Below are 19532 nucleotides of genomic sequence, written 5' to 3'. Positions count from 1 at the left end.
TGTCGAGTAAGATGTAAGAGATTTTAAAATACCCAAATTAAATATCGGGAACAGGTGTCTGGTCGCAAACATTGCTTGTCGGCCAAACTTAAAAGGGAAGTCGGTGCGATGCCGACGCGGTCCCGCCACTGTGACGGAGGAGCAGGTAGCCTACTTAGCCACTGATTGAGATCAATCGGGAAGGCCGCTGCCATGTGACGATTCCGGAGCCAGGAGACCTGCCTGTTTCGACAGCACTGCTGTACCTACGGGAGATAGGAAGGTGTTAGATGAACCGTCATAATTTGCATAATTATGGAGGCGTCTTTCCCTATGCTTTTTCAGGGGAAAGACGTCTTTTTTGGTTGTCTACAGATGTCATGAGTACAGATGTCCACAAGGTTGTGGGTTATGAGGAGGGAGTCCATCAATGCGGTATGAATTAGTCCATTTTTTGTCTCACGTAGAAAATGAACAAACGATGATCAGAGTCATTCGAAATTTAAATGCCGATGCATATGGCGACCTGCTTCATCATCTGGAATATACATCTCCAGACACACAAGAGCGCTGGCAGAAGATACTACGAAAAGTACTAAGTTAGATTTGCTAGCAAGTAGAACATTATAGTACATTCTGGCTGGTAAAATCGATGCATAAAGTAAGAAAAATCAATTGTCGAGGGAGAAAACGATTGTTCCAATTCAAAGTCGCTATTTTATAGCGGCTTTTTGTATTACTACGGTTAGCCAGTAATGTTAGTGAAGGCTTATACGTTTGCGCTATCCGCTGCTTAAAAGGTAATCTTTTGAAGACTCTTAAATGATTCTTTTATAATTCATTTGTTGAATAAATAGCATTTCCATTGAAAATAGCTGAACACGATCCATAATTTACAAGTTTACTAGAAACTTTTTCCTAAATCTAGCGTCTAATAGTATGACTTTTTGAGAGGATAACAATTACTTGGGAGCAGAAGGAGCCAAAGACAAAGCATGAATATGAAGAAGAAATTGTCCATTTTTACCGCTTTAGCCGTTTTTCAAGCATTTGCAGTCGGTTCAGTGAGTGCGCAATCAGCACCGCAAGATGACACAGCATCAGTAAATACGGCCAAAGTAGAATCGGTTGAGGTATTGAAGCAGGAGCAGCCGATCGCTGAGCGTGAAGTAAAGACAGGGAGCAATAATGCATCCACCAATACGCCGTCCACTAAAGGAAAAGAAACCGGAACTTTGACAGGCACTGAGGAAACACCCAAAACAGATATCGAGAAATCCGCCATTGATGGCGAAGGGGCGACTACAAACGAAACGAGTACGAAATCTGTAAACCAAGAGGGAACCGCCGAGGATGTTGAAACGCCAGCTACGCCAGCTCAAATAGAGCAACCATCTATTGATGGAAATTCTGCCGTAGCAGCAGGCGGCAATCTGACGTTGTACATGAATAGCAACAAAATGGAGCAGGATGGCAAAACGTATCTTGCTGGCCAGCCCATGACTGTAAAAAACGGCGTATCCTATGTTGCGATCCGTGCACTGGTGGACCGTGTGGGATACGGGGTCAAATACGATAATAAAACCAAGGAAACGATCATCATCAGTGGTGATAATGAGCTCCGATTCAAAACCAACAGCACGGTCTATACCGTAAATGGAGAGTCCAGAACAATGAAAGGCCCTGCTTATCAGCAAAAAAATACGTTCATGGTGCCGTTAACTTCCATTACTCAAGCTTTGAACATCACCTATAAAGTGAATCAGTCGGCTAAAACGGTTGTGCTGAATCTCAATACTAAACCCGTTGCAAGCTTTGTGATTTCCCAAAAGGAAATTTTTGCGGGCGATAAAGTGGACTATGTAACTTCTTCCAGTTCTCCAAATGGTCTGGATATCCTAGACGAACGCTGGACAGGTCGTCAGGAATCATTTGATCAAGCGGGTACATATACGATTTCATATCAAGTACAGGATTCCAACGGTCAATGGAGCGATCCCTATTTGATGACGATTCAAGTACTGAGTCCTAATCTTCCTCCTGTAGCCATGTTCACTACAGACAAGGAACAATATAAAATGGGCGAAAAAATAACATACATCGACCAAAGTACAGATGATGAAAACAGTATTGAAAAAACGGTATGGGAAAACAATTCGCTGGCCTTCTTTGAACCCGGTCCAAAAACGGTAACACTCACCGTTACTGACAATCACGGCGCGACGAACACGTACTCCAAAGTTATAACCATAACTAATGAGACATTATATTCATTTTCCGATTTCAATTTACTCTTCACGCCGGTAGGACAGAAATTCACCTTCAACGGTGGCGAAGTGACTTCTATGGAAAAAGTACCTTATACGTACAGGGATGAGCCAAGTCTGCTGATCCGCAGCAACAGTCCTGAAACGGTTAATACGGAAGGCATCGTATATAAAGAATCATCTTCAGGGCAGACCCGTTTCATGATTCATCATGTTAACAATACAGGCAAAAGAGTAAAAATGTATGTTATTGCAACCAATAACAACCCCAATCCGGCCGTATTCGAACAACAAAATATGGGCTTTGCCGGGCCTACACCGTATGCTACCGTAGCTGGGAAACTGTCGATTGATAAATGGTTCAAATCGATTCAGACCGGAGCCGATCAGAAGAAAGAAGTTATTCAACCTGGAGAAAGCAAACTGATTTTGACCGAGCTAAATAAAACTCCGATGAAAGAAGGACAAGTGATCTCACTCTATTCGGATGCTTATAGTGATTATTCCCTGGATTATAACGTTATCCTCGTCGAAGAAAATAAAGATCCGTTCGAGACTTTACCAATGCTACCTGTGCTTGATCGTGACGGTGTGCACAACCGTGGAACGTACCCGAATGCGACTCGTATCATTACGTATGATCAGCTAGTGGGAGTCAAACCTGCTCGTCTGCCACTGGGTGATAACGCAAGCGATCCCAATCTGGTTGGAACAGATCCAATGGCTTACACAGACGCATCCAACGCGGGTAATTTTGGCGTATTGTACAAAATCACGCTGAATAATGTGGCTCCGCGTACGTTAATCTCATTTAACCCTCGTGGAGGGAAATACTCAGGAGTGGCTCTAGTGAACAATCAGGTTGTATCCATTGCCGATGGTAACGTTGCTGTTAGCAATTCAAGTGAACAAAGCGTTCTTTACCGCACAGGGGCATATGGAGAGAGCGTAACGATTCTTTTCTCTGCCGCGCCAGGAAGCAACCTGCCGGTTAATCTACTCTTTACACCGCTCCCATCGGAGAAGTGATGAAGTTGTCTCTCATAAGCTAGAGCGGGAATGAATGATTGGGTTGGCGTATTAACTATCGAAGTAAAGGACTCCATAAGGAGTCTTTTCTTTTCACTGGGGATATGAGGATATACGGAATGGATGCTGCTTAAAAAGCCACTATAGAACCGCTTATTTCTACTGAGGAGGAATCAAATTCCGATGAATGTAGTCGTCAAGTTGATACGTGAATTCAAGGAGCGCGATACCCGGCGTTTGTTGAAAGATTATCGAGACAAAGTGGAGCTTATCAGGAAACGGAATTTGGAAGCTTGGGAAGATCAGCGTCTACAAGTGGAATCCCTTCGGCTGCAAGAAGAAGCACGATCAGGCACGCATTTGGATGAGCTGCTTGTTGATGCTTATGCGTTAGTCTGCGAGGCTGCGAAGAGAACACTCGGATTACAGCCTTACGATGTCCAGATTATGGCTGCTATCGCTTTGCACGAGAGATTTTTGATCGAGCAGCATACCGGTGAAGGAAAAACACTCTCTGCTGTTATGCCTGCTTATCTCAACGCGTTGACAGGCGAAGGCGTTCATGTACTCACTTTTAACGACTACTTGGCAAATCGAGATGCGGAGTGGATGGGTCCGATCTACCGCTTCCTCGGATTAACGGTAAGCTCGGTTCAAGCGGGCATGAGCCTGTTGGAGAAACGGGAAGCGTACGCCAAGGATATAACCTATGTTACGGCTAAAGAAGCAGGGTTCGATTATTTGCGTGACACAATAGCATTAAATGAAGCTGATACCGTACACCGTCCTTTCCACTACGTCATCGTCGACGAAGCGGATTCATTGCTTCTTGATGAAGCGCGGGTGCCGCTAGTCATTAGTGGCGATTCGAGCGCTTCCAAGAATGACGGTATTCTTTTCGCAGAAGTGGCCCGGCAGCTTCAGCCAGCAGAGCATTACGATTTTGACGAGTTCCAGCGGAACGTTTACTTGAATGATGCGGGTGCTGCAAAAGCGGAGTTGCTGCTGGGATGCGGCAATTTGTACGATAGCCATAATAGTCATTTGTTAACGTCATTGAATTGTGCGCTGCATGTGGAAGCGTTATTAAAAAAAGACGTCGATTACATCGTCCGGGATGGTGAAATTGAGTTAATCGAAGAACATACCGGCCGTGTGGCTGAGAACAGGTATTTTCCGGACGGGCTGCAAGCTGCACTGGTGGCGAAAGAAGGGTTGCAGTGGAAGGCCGGTGGTAGAATTCTCGGTACGATCACCATTCAACATTTCATTAGCCTGTATTCGGGAATTTGCGGAATGACGGCTACGGCGCTCGCTTCAGCAATGGAATTCGAAGATATCTATGCGCTGCAGGTCGTGCAAATTCCGCCGAACCAGCCAAACATACGGATCGACCACCAGCACCGAATTTACACCCATAAAGAAGCCAAATATAAGGCGCTTGTACAAGAAATCTCTTCCGTCCATAGGGTGGGACGCCCCATTCTTATTGGTACGTCAAGCGTCGAGGAGTCTGACATGCTGGCGGAGGCGCTTGCGATTGCCGGCGTATCTTGTCAGGTTCTGAATGCGAAAAACGATGCGAAAGAAGCCGAGATCATCGCCAAAGCGGGAGAAATCGGGGCCATAACGGTATCTACGAATATGGCAGGGCGCGGCGTCGACATTCGTCTGGGCGGCGGTAATCCCGCTCAGGCAGAAGTGGTTGCCAAGCTAGGGGGATTATACGTGATAGGTACACATGTGAACGAAAGCATGCGGATAGATAACCAGTTGCGCGGGCGTTCTGGCCGCCAAGGTGATCCGGGTGCTTCCGTATTCTATATAAGCCTGGAAGACGAGTTGATGCTTCGCTTGGGCATTCATAAATTGTTTCGCTCTCCCAAGCAGGACGAGGTTCTTGATGATCCAGCGCTCCGCAGCAAAATCGAGCATATTCAGCGCGTGATTATTGGCCAAAACTTCGATATTCAGCGGGAATTGAACTGTTATTCCGATATGGTGGAGGATCAGAGGCGAATTCTATACGAGGAGCGGCTCGAAATATTGAAAGGCGAGAGGAAGATGAGTCCTTCAGAGCAGCGGGTACGGCTTTTTTATATCGACGAGTTCTGGGCTGACCATCTGGCATACGTTTCTTACATTCGCGAAAGCATCCATCTCCAGAGCATTACCAGTCGCAACCCGATCGACGAGTTTCATACGCAAATCACCCAAGCATTCGAGCAAATTCCGGCTAAAATAGATCATGAGTCGGCGAATATGCTTAGAAAACTCGGAGGTTCGAATGATCCGGCGAAATGGGAACAGTTCGGTCTGAAGAGTCCTATTTCGACTCGGACTTATATGATCAACGATCAATATAGCCAAGATAAGCGCAGCTCATGGACCGGAACGACGGTATTTGCTTTTTGGGGCAGTAAGATTTTGAAGCTGTTACTGAGGCCGATATATAGGATGTCAAAATATTGATGGGAGCGTGACGATCGATGAACAACAGAGAACGGTTTTCGAATCGGGTCGATTCGTATTTGAAATACCGCCCGAGCTATCCCAAAGAGGCTATTGACCATTTGTACGACGTCGTCGGTTTACGTGCGAACAGCAACATAGCAGACATCGGATCAGGTACTGGGATCATCTCAAAGCTACTTCTGGAACGCGGAAGCTATGTTATCGCGGTCGAGCCAAATCAGGCAATGCGGGAAGCCGCCGAGCAAATGTTAGAAAGTAATCCGAAATTTCAGAGTACATCAGGTTCTGCAGAATCTACTGGGTTACCTGATCAGTCGGTTGATTTTATTGTCTGCGCTCAGGCGTTTCATTGGTTCGATCGCTCCGCAGCCCAAATGGAGTTTCGCAGAATTTTACGGCCAGGTGGGAGAGTAATACTCATCTGGAATTCACGTCTTACAAACGGTACTCCATTTCGTGAAGAGTACAATCAACTGCTTCATACATACGGAACCGACTACGAAAAAGTCAATCATAAAAATATATCTAAGACGATTTTGCTCTCTTTTTTCAAGGAAGGTTCAATGCATGAAATGCGATTCAGAATGAGTCAGGAGTTCGATTTCGAGGGTTTGAAAGGCCGTTTGCTATCATCTTCCTACAGCCCTGTACCCGGGCATGCAAATTACGATCCTATGATGACAGAACTGCGGAATTTATTTGATAAAAATAATCAAGATGGTATTGTTGAATTCGATTATGAAACTGAGATTTTTTGGGGAGAAGTATAGATCAACAAAATGATACCCAGCTATATCATCAAGCTATAGCTGGGTATGTTTGTGGAGTTTACGTCCATAGAGCCTTTTAACGATTGTACGCCTAGATGTTGATTCGTTGCCTAAGTGATAAGTAGGCAACGACTTTTTGTTTATAAATGTCTAACACCATTAATCTAAACTATCCAAGAAGGCTAATTTTCTCTGAATATAAGTTCGAGTTGCTTTAGTATCAATCGTGTTCATATATCCATGAACTTCTTTGCTCTCATGGATATCAGGAATATATAAATCTGTCTTGACCCCTAATTCTTTTAAGCGGTTATAATAATCTTCAGCCTGATCTGTGAATGTCCCCGTGTTTCCATCCGTTATAAAAGTTGGAGGGAAATTACTCGTCGCTCTTGGTATTACATTTAAGGATTGTAAGATATCTTTATCAGCGCTAACCACCGGCTGACCAATGTATGCACTTCCTGATTGAGCGAAAATATAGTCAGTCACGATGTCTTCGGTTACGGTTCTATGGCCCCGACTAAAGTCAAGAATGGGTACTTCTAATACTAAAGCTTTGATATCCGTAAGCTCTATGACAGGATTAATGTCAATTTCTTTCGCATACTCAGCGTTAGCTTGAATTGTCACAAAGTCTGCAGCGATAAATCCACCTGCGCTTCCCCCGCCAAAGATTACATTGTTCATATTAATTCCGTACTGTTTGCCATTTTGCTGCATATATTGCACCGCTTCTGATAATTGTTTTATGGGTGTAGGGTGTATATATTCAGGAGCTAAAGCATAATTTATGGTCACCACATTATAACCATGATCAACCATTAATTCATAATGATATAACATTGTATTTGAAGCCGCTCCTGCGTTAGGATCACCTCCAATTGAATCTCCCGCGATAAATCCACCGCCGTGCACATAAAAGTATGTTGGACGTTCTTCATCCAATTGACCATCGGGTGTAATGATATTTAAAAAACTTCTTGGATACTTATCTCCATATTGAATATTCGTTGTTAACTGATATTTACCATCAATAATTGTGGTAGTAGATGGTTCTGCTGTGTAAGTATTTTCTGCTCCAGAACTGCTTTGCAAATATAAAGCAACTGGCTTTGGCGTAGCTGTAAATAATATTAATATGGATGTCCCCAACATTAAAACAAGGACGAGAACCCATTTGCTAATTCTCAACGTTAATGATTTGAAACTTCGATTCATTTTCTTATGCATGCCTAATGCAAAAATAATTAATGCAAACCCGGTTACTGCAAATGAAACTTGTGCAACTACAAATAATCCGATTTTATCAAATATCATCCAGAGGATTTCAGTAGCTATAAACAAAGCCGAGATACCTAACCAGGCAAGATAGATCTTTTCATTTAAGTGCTTCTTAACGACTAGAATATTAACTACAGACACAACCATGGCTACGATTCCTAATGGGATAAGATAATTGATAAAAAATGACTGTGACCAAGACAATAAGATCGTAATTAACCCTACAATAACTCCGTATAACCTCATATTAAATTTCATTTTAAACCATATCCTTCTTTATATTATTTAATTGTGTATCAATCACAGATAAATATTGGTTTAATTCCTCCAGCTCTTTAACAGTGAGCTTATTTCCTAAAGGCATCAATACAGCCAGTATTTTCTGTCTCTCTTCCAACACAATGTGCTGTCCTTTTTCTGTTAATTCAAGCCAGACCACTCGTTTATCTTTTTCATTGTACTCACGTTTAATTAATTCTTTATCCGTTAATCGATTCACGATAGCAGTAATAGAACTTTTTTTGACATTAAGTGCTTTAGCTAAAAAACTGGCTGTGCAATGATCAGTCGTATTAATGACATTCAATAAATTAAACTGGTCTGGAGTAACACTGCTATCTTTTGAAATATTCTTTTGAATAGATTGCATACTGATTGAAATTGATATTGCTCTCTGAGTATACAGATCAATATGTTGTTCTAATTGCTTTCTATCCATATCCATAGTTAATTGCTCCTTTACGAGATTAGTTTCATTGTCTAACGGTTAGATTGTGAAACTAATATTAACAGCATGTTTTTTGTAAGTCAACAATTGAAAAAAAGGCAAATGTTATTGTTAGTTAAGATTCTCCGTTCTAAACACTTGTCGAGAGACAAGAACATAGCCCCATTTGAAAGTCGCTATTTTAGCGGCTTTTTTTATTTAGCCATACAAGTTCTTGTCCCACTTTCCGGTATGAGCTGTTGGAACGATCCAAGACACACATCCTTAATATCTTATAAGAAATTCTTGAAATTTCAGAAATTTATCCGATAGGGGGGTGCTAATATACAAATACAAACAAAGACGAGGTGATGATATGCAAGTGAAATTGGCAGCGGACGCCATTCCCCTCTCCAAAAAGCGGAAGTCATGGATAAGGACGATCCAAAAATATAAAGTGATGTATGCTCTCTTATTACCCGCCTTAATTTACTTTGCCGTATTCAAATACATTCCTATGGCGGGAATATTGATTGCTTTTAAAAACTACAACCTGGCTTTGGGCGTATGGGATAGCCCGTGGGTGGGATTCAAAAATTTTACGGATTTTATGAACGGCGTTTATTTCTGGGACATCATGAAAAATACGATTGTTATTTCGCTCTATAAGCTATTGTTCGGTTTTTCCGCTCCCATCTTACTTGCTTTACTGCTCAATGAAGTTCATACCCAATGGTTTAAGAAAATCGTACAAACCATTACTTATTTACCCCACTTTCTGTCTTGGGTCATTGTATATGGATTGATGGTAGCCTTATTAGCCCCAGGTGATGGCCTTTTTAATATGATTTTGAAGGAAAGTGGTTTTCAGCCCATTTCATTTCTAACGGAGCCTGCTTGGGGGAGACTGCTGGTCATCGCATCTGAAATTTGGAAGGACATTGGATGGGGAGCGATTTTGTACCTCGCCGCATTAGCAGGTATTGATCCAAGCTTATATGAAGCGGCTCGAATGGATGGCGCTTCCAAATGGAGACAGCTCTGGCATATCACTTTACCCGGCATTCGAGGAGTCATTATTCTGATGCTGATTCTTAAATTAAGCCATATTCTGGATGCTGGCTTTGACCAAATATTCATGTTTGCCAACACCTTTAACCAGGAGAAGATCGACATTATCGACACATGGGTATACCGTGAAGGGTTGGAGCGTCTTAAGATTGGCTTGGCTACTGCTGTAGGATTGTTTAAAGCTGTCATTGGATTTGGTTTAGTTTTGGCAGCCAATAAGCTCGCCAAAAAATTCGATGGGCAAATTTGGTGAGGTGGTTTTTAAAATGATCAATTTGACAATCGGGGAAAAAGTCTGGCAATCCGTCGTTTATGTGATTCTTATTTTCTTATCACTACTTTGCTTACTACCCTTTCTGTATGTGATTGCTGTCTCCGTGACGCCAGAATCGGAAGTGTTAAGAAGAGGGATTGTGATTATACCAGAATCTTTTACCTTTCTAGCCTATAAAGAAGTATTCATTTCTCATGGGATCTGGCAGGCGTATAAAATTACGTTGTTTCGAACGATTGTAGGCACGGTGCTTAATGTGTTATTTACGGTCTTAGCAGCTTATCCGTTATCCAAAAAATATTTGCCGGGACGCAGTCCGTTTTTACTATTCATTGTGTTTACCATGATGTTCAGTGGGGGGTTAATTCCGACTTATCTACTAATTCGCTCTCTGGGGTTGCTAAACAGTCCGTGGGTATTGATTATTCCAAATCTCATTAGTGCATTTAATCTGGTAATCATTAAAGGCTTTTTCGAGCAATTGCCTGGTGAAATCGAGGAATCAGCGAGGGTTGACGGTGCAAGTGAACTTCAATCGTTATGGCGGATCATTTTACCACTGTCTTTGCCCGTCATTTCCACCATTTCTTTATTTTACGCAGTGGGGCATTGGAACAGTTATTTTGATGCTATTGTTTATATCAATGATTCCAACCTCATGCCGCTTCAAGTAGTCTTGCGCAACATCCTTCTTAACGTCGCAACACAAAGCGCTGAGTCGCTCGCCAATTCCGGAGCTGTAAGTACATTCGCTGTGCAGATGGCTACAGTTGTTGTGACTACGATTCCGATTTTGATCGTTTACCCATTTTTACAGAAGCATTTTACCAAAGGTGTGCTCTTGGGATCCGTTAAAGGTTAAAAGTGTTCCAACCTAACTTATTACGGGGAAACCGTGATAATATACAAATACAAGCAAAGGAGAGGTCAATATGCAGCGTAAGAAGATTTCATTTGCTATTCTGTCGGCAATCTTAGGATTGGGAACGCTACTGTCAGGATGTGGGGGAAATGAAGAAGTTACATCGACAGCTTCGGGTAATTCTCAAGGGCAGTCTGGCCAGTTTGCAACCAAAATGAAAATCTCAATGTTTAACCAAGGCACTTTCAACGCTGCTGCTCCGGTACCTCCACGTGATGAAGATGTTCAACGTCAAATGTTGGAAAAAGAGATGAACATCGACTTGGATATGATGATTCCTCAAGCTGGGCAAGCAACAACCAAACTGAATACACTCATTGCAGGCGGAGATATTCCAGATTTGATCTTCTTGAAGAGTCGGGCTGATCTCGCGCAATATTACGACCAAGGCGTTCTTGCGGATTTGACACCGTATCTGGATCAATTCCCTGAATTAAAGAAACGGTTTGGCAACGACTCATGGGATGCAATGTCCTATCAAGGAAAAACGATTGGAGTTCCAGGCTATGATAATGTTAACGGTATCAGTCGAAGCTTCTTCATCCGCAATGATTGGCTGAAAAAGCTGAATATGGAGGTACCAACGACACCGGATGAGTTGTTCGAAGTTATGAAAGCCTTTACAGAGAAAGATCCGGACGGGAATGGTAAAAACGATACGTACGGATTCATCGGCGGTATGAATAAAGAAGGTAATCTGCAAACCTATGGCTTCGATAGCTTGATGTGGATGTTTGGTGTCAATCCTCCTTCGGCCGTTGAGATAAAAGATAATGAACCGGTATTTCTGTTTATCGATCCCAAAATGAAAGAGGCGCTTGCTTACATTAACAAAATGATGGCCGCCAACGTGGTAGACCCAGACTGGGTGACGATGAATTCACCTGATCTGTTGGACCAAAAGATGTTTAAGGGTAAAGTTGGCTTCATGATCAGAGATGCCCGTAGGCTGGAGCCGGATTATCAGCAGAAAATGAAAGAGATTAGTGGCGAAGTGCCGGAATGGATCGTCATTCCTCCGATGAAAGGTCCTTACGGGGATCAAATTGTAGAAAGAAAATCATTCCAAGGTAATTCATGGGCCATTTCCGCGAAAGCGGATAAGGACAAAATCATTCGGATCTTGTCCATGCTGAATTATCTCTTTACAGACGAAGAAGCTTATCCTAACTTTGCATACGGAATTAAAGGTATTCATTGGGATGTGGTGGACGGCAAGATCAAAAATAAAACCTCCGAGTTATCGAAGGAAATGAAAGAGAAGTACCTGTGGGTCGATCATTATAGAATGCCGCGCCGTGGTGATGATGCGGAGTACTTCAGCTTCCAGAATCCTAAGACGGCGGAGGCTTTCAAGGACAATCAGCAATATGTGGGGCCAACGTTGCCCGGAAATTTATTGACTCCAGACCCCAACGATACTTTGGATGCTGACCGCACTCGTTTCATTAATGAAAGCTTAGTTAAATTTATGACGGGCAAAGAACCTCTTTCGAATTGGGACAATTTCCTCCAAACGTTGGATACCAAGTTTGACATGCAGAAATATAAGGAAACAGCAATCAAACAATTTAAAGAGGCCGGCCTTATTAAGTAAAATAAATAAACAAAGAGAGTGGCTATTCGTAGCCCCTCTCTTTATTAGCATATGCTATTCTTAGTTTACTATAGAATTAAAAGGAAGATGATGGATGCGAAGAAGAATCAGCTTGCCTTTAAAATTATTTTTTCTCGTGTTTGCGTTTGTATTAGGTTGCATCATCTTGATAAGCCAATTGTCTTATCGCTATGTCCAAAAGGAAATAAGAACCAATGACATTTTTTACACCAACCAAATCCTTGACAAGGTAGACCAGTACTTCACTGTTAATTTTTCTTCCTTCCAGACGATTCTCTTCTCAGTCGAAACATCAGTGAAAGCCAATATTGACAATGCGGAAGTGATTAAAAAGCAATTAAGAGAACTGTATGAACTCAATAGTAGTTACGTCAGCAATATTTATTTGATTAAAAGCGATTTATCCATTCTAGGCGGAAGTACAGCTACCCGAATATTCGATGAACCTTTATCTGAAAGAGAACCTTTGTTTGATGCGGCTGACAAGAACAGAAGGACTACCTTTGTTAGTGAACCTTACAAATCGAAGTATTCCGGCTGGACCGTTACGATGGTTCGATATCTGAACGGTGCTCCGTTTCCAATGGCCATTGCGGTTGACTTGGATCTAAATGCCATTGAAGAAACCTTGTTCAAGATTAATAAACAAGAACAAATGAATCTGGCTCTGATCACAGCGTCAGGTAAAATCATTGCCGGATTTTCTGAAAATAAAGGACTACTGAATATTCAAGATCATACGTTTTCGATCGGGGAAACGTCAGCGGAACAAATTCTGGATACGACAGAAACAAATCTTCAACTGCATACGATGGGTGGCATTCCGGTCTCCCTTCTAAAAAAACCGACGGAGAAATTCAACTGGACTATCATCTCAATTAATGATGAATCACGCTTGAAAGCAGCTTTGTCCAGATTGGAAACCTATTATATTGAGCTTCTAGCTGCAGGTCTTCTCTTAAGTTTGATCATTTCTTTTTTGGTTGCCAAATATATAAGGAAACCACTGTATACACTCAAAACAAAAATGAAGCAAGTGGAGCAAGGCTTACTCACAACGACAATTACGGTTAATCGAAACGATGAGTTTGGAGATCTTTCACGAGCATTCGATCGTATGCTGCAGCAAATTGTGGAACTGATTCGGCGAGCGGAACTTCATAATGAACTTGAGCGGAAGTTGGAAATCCAGGTGCTACAGTCTCAAATTAACCCTCATTTTCTGTATAACACACTTGGTTCGATCAGCAACGTTATACGTCTCGGACAAATAGAGAAAGTAGATGTAGTCATCGGATCGCTTATTTCATTATTGGAATACGGGATAGACGATGCTTCAGAGAAGGTTTCCTTAAGTCAGGAACTACGTAATGTAGCGGACTATATTGAGATCCAGAACATTCGGTATAACCGAAACTTCCACTTGATTGAAAATATCGAAGCAGGGTTAATGGATTTTCCTGTTTTTCGAATGCTGCTGCAGCCTCTTGTGGAGAATAGCATCTTCCATGGTTATAACGGAGGGGGAATTGAGGGGCCTATTACGATTCATGCGTACAGGGAGGACAGTATCGTCATCATAGAAGTTGTTGATCAAGGCGAGGGAATTCCAGCTGATAAAATAAAGCATATTTTAACCTCAGAACCGAGTGAAATGGAACTAAAAAGGAAAAGAATCGGGCTAAATAATATTCATGGCCGAATAAGACTTCACTATGGCGATCAATTTGGACTGCAAATCATTAGCATACCTAAGGAAATAACCCGTATACGCGCTGTATTCCCGGCAGAATTGCAAAAAGGAGATGCATAATGGTGAGAGATTATACCTGCTTCATTGTTGATGATGAAGACCTGATCATTCAAAGATTGGAATTGTTTTTTAATGAACTCTCTCATAGGGATAAGCGATTTGTTCTAGTGGGCAAAGCGAATAATGGGCTGAATGGGATCGAGGAGATCATAAAAATTAAGCCGGACATCGTCATATCCGATATCGTTATGCCGCGAATGGACGGAATCTCCATGATTGAGCAGCTCAAGGCGGAGCTCCCCCATACGCAATACATACTTTTGACCGCCTATTCATCCTTTGAATACGCCCAGCGAGCGATTCAAGCCAACGTATTGGAGTACATTGTAAAGGTTCCGCTGAGGGAAGCGGATTTGAATCGAGCTTTGGATAAGGCAGCTGGAATTTTAAATGAGTTTAAGAAAAAAGAAGCGGAATTTCAATCGTTAAACGTATCCGTGCTTGAAAATAAATATAGAGTGCGCAAGCAATTTTTTAACGAACTGATCAGAGGCGAAATTCCTTCTCATCGGGCATCGGATTTTGCTAATCGCATGCAGTTTCATTTCTTTCAAGCGAACTATTGCTGCTTCATCGTTGAGATGAATACCTATGAAAGTTTCCGCAACGAATACGCTGCCGCAGATCAAAACATCTTGAAATATGCGATTACGAATATCATCGAAGAAACGGTAATGAATGGTGGCAGTGGGGTAGCTGCGGATCTGTCCGATAATCGTTTTATTGGCTTTCTATCCTGGGAAAATAACCGCAGTGATATGGAAACGGAATATGCTTGCCTATCACTGGGAGGGCAGATCGTCTCTCATTTGCATCAATATTTGAATCAAAGGGTATCCGTCGCTTTTGGTGGTCCACACCGAGGCTGGCAATCGATCAAACAGGCATACACGGAAGCTAAAAATGTGAGTGAGGATTTCTATTATCATACCGAGAAAGTAGTAAAAACACCGATGCATCGGTTCCAATACGATAATGACAAAAAAGCAGACTTTCAGCAGAAGCTGGCTGATTTTCTTATACGGATGAAAAGGAAGATTTCCAAGGAAGAGCTGGAGAATGCACTTGCCGATCTGTCTCAATTTGTTTCGGACCATAAAATCCACAAGTCCATCATGGCGCCCATGATTAGAGACTTGTACAGAGACATTACCGTAAAGTTTAAATCAGGGAACAAGATGGCCACGGAAGTCCCAGACTTTCCCATGGAATTTATGGCTTTTCAGGAGCAGCTTGCCTATATTGGTGACTTCACATTCGAATACGTACACGCGGGCCAACTATTACATCGTGCAGAAATCATGAGTGCTATGCATTTTATCGAGAAAAACCTGAAACAACGCTTAACGTTGGAGGCAATTGCGGAGGAAGTGAATCTAGCGCCATCGTATTTTAGCAGCTTATTCAAAAAAACAATGAGCGAAGGCGTGATCAGCTACATCAACCGTAAAAAAATCCATCTCGCTCTCGAGTTGTTAAACGTCCGGGATTATTCTTTATTGGAATTGTGTGAGGAAGTAGGCATCGTCAATGAAGGTTACTTTTGCAAACTGTTCAAAGAATATACGGGTGATACACCTAAGCAATATCGGATAAAAATGACACGGTACGAATCCAAATAAGGATACAAAAAATGTATGATTTTTTCGTGAAATCCTGTAAAAAAAAAGAGGCCAAAACCATTACCATGATAGGAGCATCTAATCATGGAGGTTATCAAAATGGAGCTTATGAAAGCAGATGTAACCGTCGTAGGTGGAGGTATTGCAGGGATATGTGCTGCCATTGCAGCTGCACGCCAAGGTCTGCAGGTTTCACTTATTAATGATCGGCCGGTGCTTGGGGGAAATGCGAGCAGCGAGGTCAGAGTTCATATCAACGGGTCGGCATATCTCGGAAATAGTCCATCCTATTATGCCCGCGAGGGCGGGTTGGTAGAAGAACTCAAGCTGAAGATCTTTCATTATAATCCGTTATACAACAAGAAGCTTATGCTTTCGCTTTCGGATACGGTCTTGCTCGACATGGTTTATGATGAGCCTAACATTTCTCTGTTTCTGAATACATGTGTACATGAAACGGGCATCGAGAACGGCAGAATTCAATGGGTAGAGGGCCTTCAATTAGCTTCCGAAAGAAAATTTCGTTTTGAAAGCCCAACCTATATCGATTGCTCCGGTGATGGAATTGTTGGATACCAAGCAGGTGCTGACTTCCGATGGGGAAGAGAGGCGAAGCATGAATACAAGGAGGAGCTTGCTCCAGAAGTGGCGGATCATTACACGATGGGCGATACGATTCTGTTTCAAGCCCGTGACGTAAACTATGCCGTTCCTTACAAAAGGCCTGGCTTTGCGTATGATATCACGAAGCTGGAGTTTTTCGATAGTATCAGAAAAGGGTTAAACCATCGGTCTTTTCCAAGGAAAATCAATGGACTTGGTGGATTGTGGTGGCTGGAATACGGCGGACATATGGATATTATCAAGAATAATGAAGACATCGCATTGGAACTGCGGAAATTGGTGTACGGGATCTGGGATTATATCAAAAATAGCGGTGAGTTTGATGATGTAGACAATCTCATCTTGGATTATGTATGCCCTATTCCGGGAAAGCGGGAGTCAAGACGGTTTATCGGGGAGCACATGCTGTCTCAGAACGATCTTACAGCAAAGACTCACTTCGAAGATGCTGTATCCGTCGGAGGCTGGTATATGGATCTGCATGCGAATAAAGGCATCTACGATGAAGGGCCGGCTACAGCTTGGAATTTTGTGCCGGGGTTGTATAATATCCCTTTCCGCAGCTTATTTTCACGTAATATTCCCAATCTCATGTTCGCTGGCCGCAATATAAGCGCTACCCATGTAGCTTTCGGGTCTACAAGGGTGATGGCAACCTGTGGTTGTATGGGGCAGGCGGTAGGAACGGCTGCTGCGTTATGCGTAAAATATGATACAGACCCCGCGGACATCGTCAAAGCGCATATGGATGAGCTTCAGACGCAGCTGCTTCGAGACGGGCAAACGATTGTAGGGTTTCAAGAGCAGTTGGATCCTTATTTTGCTGACGGCTTAACGATTCGTGCCTCGTCTCAGCGAAGCTATGATCATCTGCATCCTACCGAAGAGATCTCCTTGGAAAAAGCGTTATGTTTGGTCTTACCGATTCAGACATCCTTGGCTGAAAGCGTGCAGATCAAAATAAAAAATAGATCCGAGCAATCGGAAACGTTGCAAGTGAAGCTGTTTGGCGGGGAGCGGAAGGAAAACTATATTCCCGCCAGCGAGCTGAAAGGCTACAACTTGTTGATTTCAGCGGGTCACGATGACTGGATTACACTGGACCTCAGCTGCAAGAGGCCAGCTGATGACAAAATCTACATCGTATTGGAAGGTGCGGCGAGCCTTGCCGTACACGGCAATGAAGAGAAAATGACTGGAGCGGTGAGCTTCTTTTATAAACCGGAAGAGCCGTCCAGGCTGAAGAAGCTTAATAAGAGCATTTGCTTCAAGGATCTGAAACCATCCCAGGATATGTATAATCCCGCGAATGTCGTCAATGGTTTCTCCAGACCTTATGGTCTGCCAAACGGTTGGATTTCGGAACGTAGAGAAGGACAGGAATGGTTGGAATTTGGTTTTGCAAGCCCCAAGAATCTGGATGAAATCCATCTTGTTTTCAATTCGCAGCTGAATTTGGAGCATTTCGACGATCCGATCGAGCCGTTGATTCAAGATTATGATGTGATCATAACCTTAGAAGACGGAACCGAGAGTGAAATGAATATCCGTGGTAATTATCTTTCGTTGAATAAACATCAGGTGCATGCAAAAGGTGTAACCCGAATCCGGTTTGATTTCTGTGCAACGTATGGTTCGCCTTATTATGAAGTGTTTGCTGTCAAATTTTTTGCTCCTAAAAACGCTAAGTGAGGGCGGGTGAAGTCACGATGAAGGAATTTTTCCCTCGAAGAGGGCTGCCTAATGTCATTCAAAAGTTGGAAAATGGGGAAACAGTAACAATTGTCTATTTTGGCGGCAGTAATACGCGTTCTAAAGGATACAGGGTCATGACGGCGGATTGGCTGCGAGGGCAATATCCCAATGCAGATATCCGCTCTGTGAATGCAGGCATTGATGGGACAGGATCGGACCTCGGCTGCGCCCGTTTGGAGATAGATGTACTGCGTCATCAGCCTGATCTCGTGTTTGTTGAATTTGTTGGTAACGATGGCGGAGTTCCCGAATCCAAGGCTCGGATCGAAGGTATTGTCCGACAGATTCGCAAGCACAGCCGGTTTACCGATATCCTGTTTGTGTACACGGTTAAGGAACGGGATTTGACCTCATTTCAATCCGGCCAATACCAGAAGGGCGCTCGTATGCAAGAGGAAGTCGCTGACTATTACGGCATTCCTTCGATTCATCTGGGCGTAGCAGTCAGTCAATTGGTTTTGGATGGAAAGCTCATTTTCACCTTAAGAGCAGACGTGTCTATTCCCGGAGCTGTTATTTTTACACATGATTCGATTCACCCAACGATTCCCGAAGGACATCAGATTTACACAGATACAATCACCCGGTCGTTTGAGAAAATCAGAGAGCTTCGAGATCACGTAGGAAAAGTCGAACATCACTTGCCGCAGGATCCATTGGTCCCGGCCAATCCTTGGGAGTATGCAACCATGCTGCCACTGGATAGTCTTACTCATTTTTCCGCGGGGTGGTCTTACATGACCCCTGATGATTTTCCTTTAGTGCGCGAGTATGAATGGTTGTTCCCCGGTCTATGGCGAGCAGTCGATCCCGGAGAGACGATCACAGTGGAGTTTGAGGGAACCCACATCGGATTATTCGATATTGGGGGGCCGGATTCTGGCAGATTGAAGGTGACGGTGGATGAGGGTGAACCCTTTCTTATCGATCGATTCACTTCATATAACGATCATAATCGAAATCAATATGTTTACTTACCGGAGCTACCGAATGGGAAACATACGGTTCGCTTCGAAATCGATCACAAGAAGACAGACAAAGCGGCCGTGTTTGAGGCAAGTGGCAATGAAAGAGGTATGGAACATGTTCGACAACATCCGGCTTGGTATAATCAAACGGTCATTCAGCTTGGGAAGTTGCTATTGGTGCAGCCGCCATTATAATTGATTGGTCTACTTGGAAGACCTATATTCTATCTGACTGCAATGAGCGCTCAATTAGGATGTAGGTTTCTTTTTTTACTTAAAATCTTATAAGAAATTCTTAAAATGAAAGAAATTTCACGGTGATGTGACATGCTAAGATAGAAACGACAGAGCGGGA

General features: G+C 43.0%; 13 protein-coding genes and 1 riboswitch. Of the genes, 11 read left to right on the top strand and 2 right to left on the bottom strand.

Annotation, left to right across the window (positions count from 1 at the left end):
* The first annotated feature begins 35 nt into the window (after positions 1–35).
* Positions 36–241, top strand: a riboswitch (cobalamin riboswitch).
* 168 nt (positions 242–409) lie between these two features.
* The 4 genes from BUA17_RS31140 to BUA17_RS07445 all read left to right on the top strand — a co-directional run bounded on the left by BUA17_RS31140 (position 410) and on the right by BUA17_RS07445 (position 6520).
* Positions 410–583 (top strand): hypothetical protein, encoded by a 174-nt coding sequence (locus tag BUA17_RS31140; RefSeq protein WP_161490550.1) that lies wholly within the window; start codon positions 410–412, stop codon positions 581–583.
* A gap of 391 nt (positions 584–974) precedes the next feature.
* Positions 975–3275 carry a copper amine oxidase N-terminal domain-containing protein gene (locus BUA17_RS07455; protein ID WP_072733104.1) on the top strand — a complete coding sequence of 767 codons (2301 nt, stop codon included), beginning with the start codon at positions 975–977 and terminating at the stop codon, positions 3273–3275.
* A gap of 183 nt (positions 3276–3458) precedes the next feature.
* Positions 3459–5747 (top strand): accessory Sec system translocase SecA2, encoded by a 2289-nt coding sequence (secA2, locus tag BUA17_RS07450; RefSeq protein WP_072733103.1) that lies wholly within the window; start codon positions 3459–3461, stop codon positions 5745–5747.
* Positions 5748–5764: 17 nt separating this feature from the next.
* Positions 5765–6520, top strand: coding sequence for a class I SAM-dependent methyltransferase (locus BUA17_RS07445; protein ID WP_072733102.1), 756 nt, complete (start codon positions 5765–5767; stop codon positions 6518–6520).
* Positions 6521–6679: 159 nt separating this feature from the next.
* On the opposite strand, the gene BUA17_RS07440 is transcribed toward BUA17_RS07445, so the two are convergent.
* The gene (locus BUA17_RS07440; protein WP_072733101.1) at positions 6680–8062 is read right to left on the bottom strand and encodes an alpha/beta hydrolase; all 1383 of its coding nucleotides are present in this window, start codon (positions 8060–8062) and stop codon (positions 6680–6682) included.
* A gap of 1 nt (position 8063) precedes the next feature.
* Positions 8064–8528, bottom strand: coding sequence for a MarR family winged helix-turn-helix transcriptional regulator (locus BUA17_RS07435; protein ID WP_072733100.1), 465 nt, complete (start codon positions 8526–8528; stop codon positions 8064–8066).
* Between the two features lie 358 nt (positions 8529–8886).
* Here BUA17_RS07435 and BUA17_RS07430 point away from each other — a divergent pair, with 358 nt between their 5' ends.
* The 7 genes from BUA17_RS07430 to BUA17_RS07400 all read left to right on the top strand — a co-directional run bounded on the left by BUA17_RS07430 (position 8887) and on the right by BUA17_RS07400 (position 19372).
* Positions 8887–9834, top strand: coding sequence for an ABC transporter permease (locus tag BUA17_RS07430; RefSeq protein ID WP_053781115.1), 948 nt, complete (start codon positions 8887–8889; stop codon positions 9832–9834).
* A 13-nt stretch (positions 9835–9847) separates the two neighbouring features.
* Positions 9848–10717: a carbohydrate ABC transporter permease gene (locus BUA17_RS07425; protein ID WP_063563707.1), complete on the top strand. Its 870-nt coding sequence runs from the start codon at positions 9848–9850 to the stop codon at positions 10715–10717.
* A gap of 70 nt (positions 10718–10787) precedes the next feature.
* Complete coding sequence (locus tag BUA17_RS07420) at positions 10788–12374, top strand: extracellular solute-binding protein (RefSeq protein WP_063563708.1); 1587 nt, start codon at positions 10788–10790, stop codon at positions 12372–12374.
* Between the two features lie 166 nt (positions 12375–12540).
* A complete protein-coding gene (locus tag BUA17_RS07415) occupies positions 12541–14208 on the top strand; it encodes a sensor histidine kinase (RefSeq protein ID WP_244552091.1) in 1668 nt (555 codons plus the stop codon).
* Positions 14208–15830 carry a response regulator transcription factor gene (locus BUA17_RS07410; RefSeq protein WP_072733098.1) on the top strand — a complete coding sequence of 541 codons (1623 nt, stop codon included), beginning with the start codon at positions 14208–14210 and terminating at the stop codon, positions 15828–15830. The genes BUA17_RS07415 and BUA17_RS07410 overlap by 1 nt, the downstream gene beginning before the upstream one ends.
* An 84-nt stretch (positions 15831–15914) precedes the next feature.
* Positions 15915–18146, top strand: a complete 2232-nt coding sequence (locus BUA17_RS07405; RefSeq protein ID WP_072733097.1) for an FAD-dependent oxidoreductase — start codon at positions 15915–15917, stop codon at positions 18144–18146.
* Positions 18147–18163: 17 nt separating this feature from the next.
* The gene (locus BUA17_RS07400; RefSeq protein ID WP_072733096.1) at positions 18164–19372 is read left to right on the top strand and encodes an SGNH/GDSL hydrolase family protein; all 1209 of its coding nucleotides are present in this window, start codon (positions 18164–18166) and stop codon (positions 19370–19372) included.
* Positions 19373–19532: the final 160 nt, after the last annotated feature.

The organism is Paenibacillus sp. ov031 (assembly GCF_900143165.1).
GTDB lineage: Bacteria > Bacillota > Bacilli > Paenibacillales > Paenibacillaceae > Paenibacillus > Paenibacillus marchantiae.
Note: the sequence above shows the minus strand (reverse complement) of the source record. Positions and strands in the feature narration are given on the sequence as shown.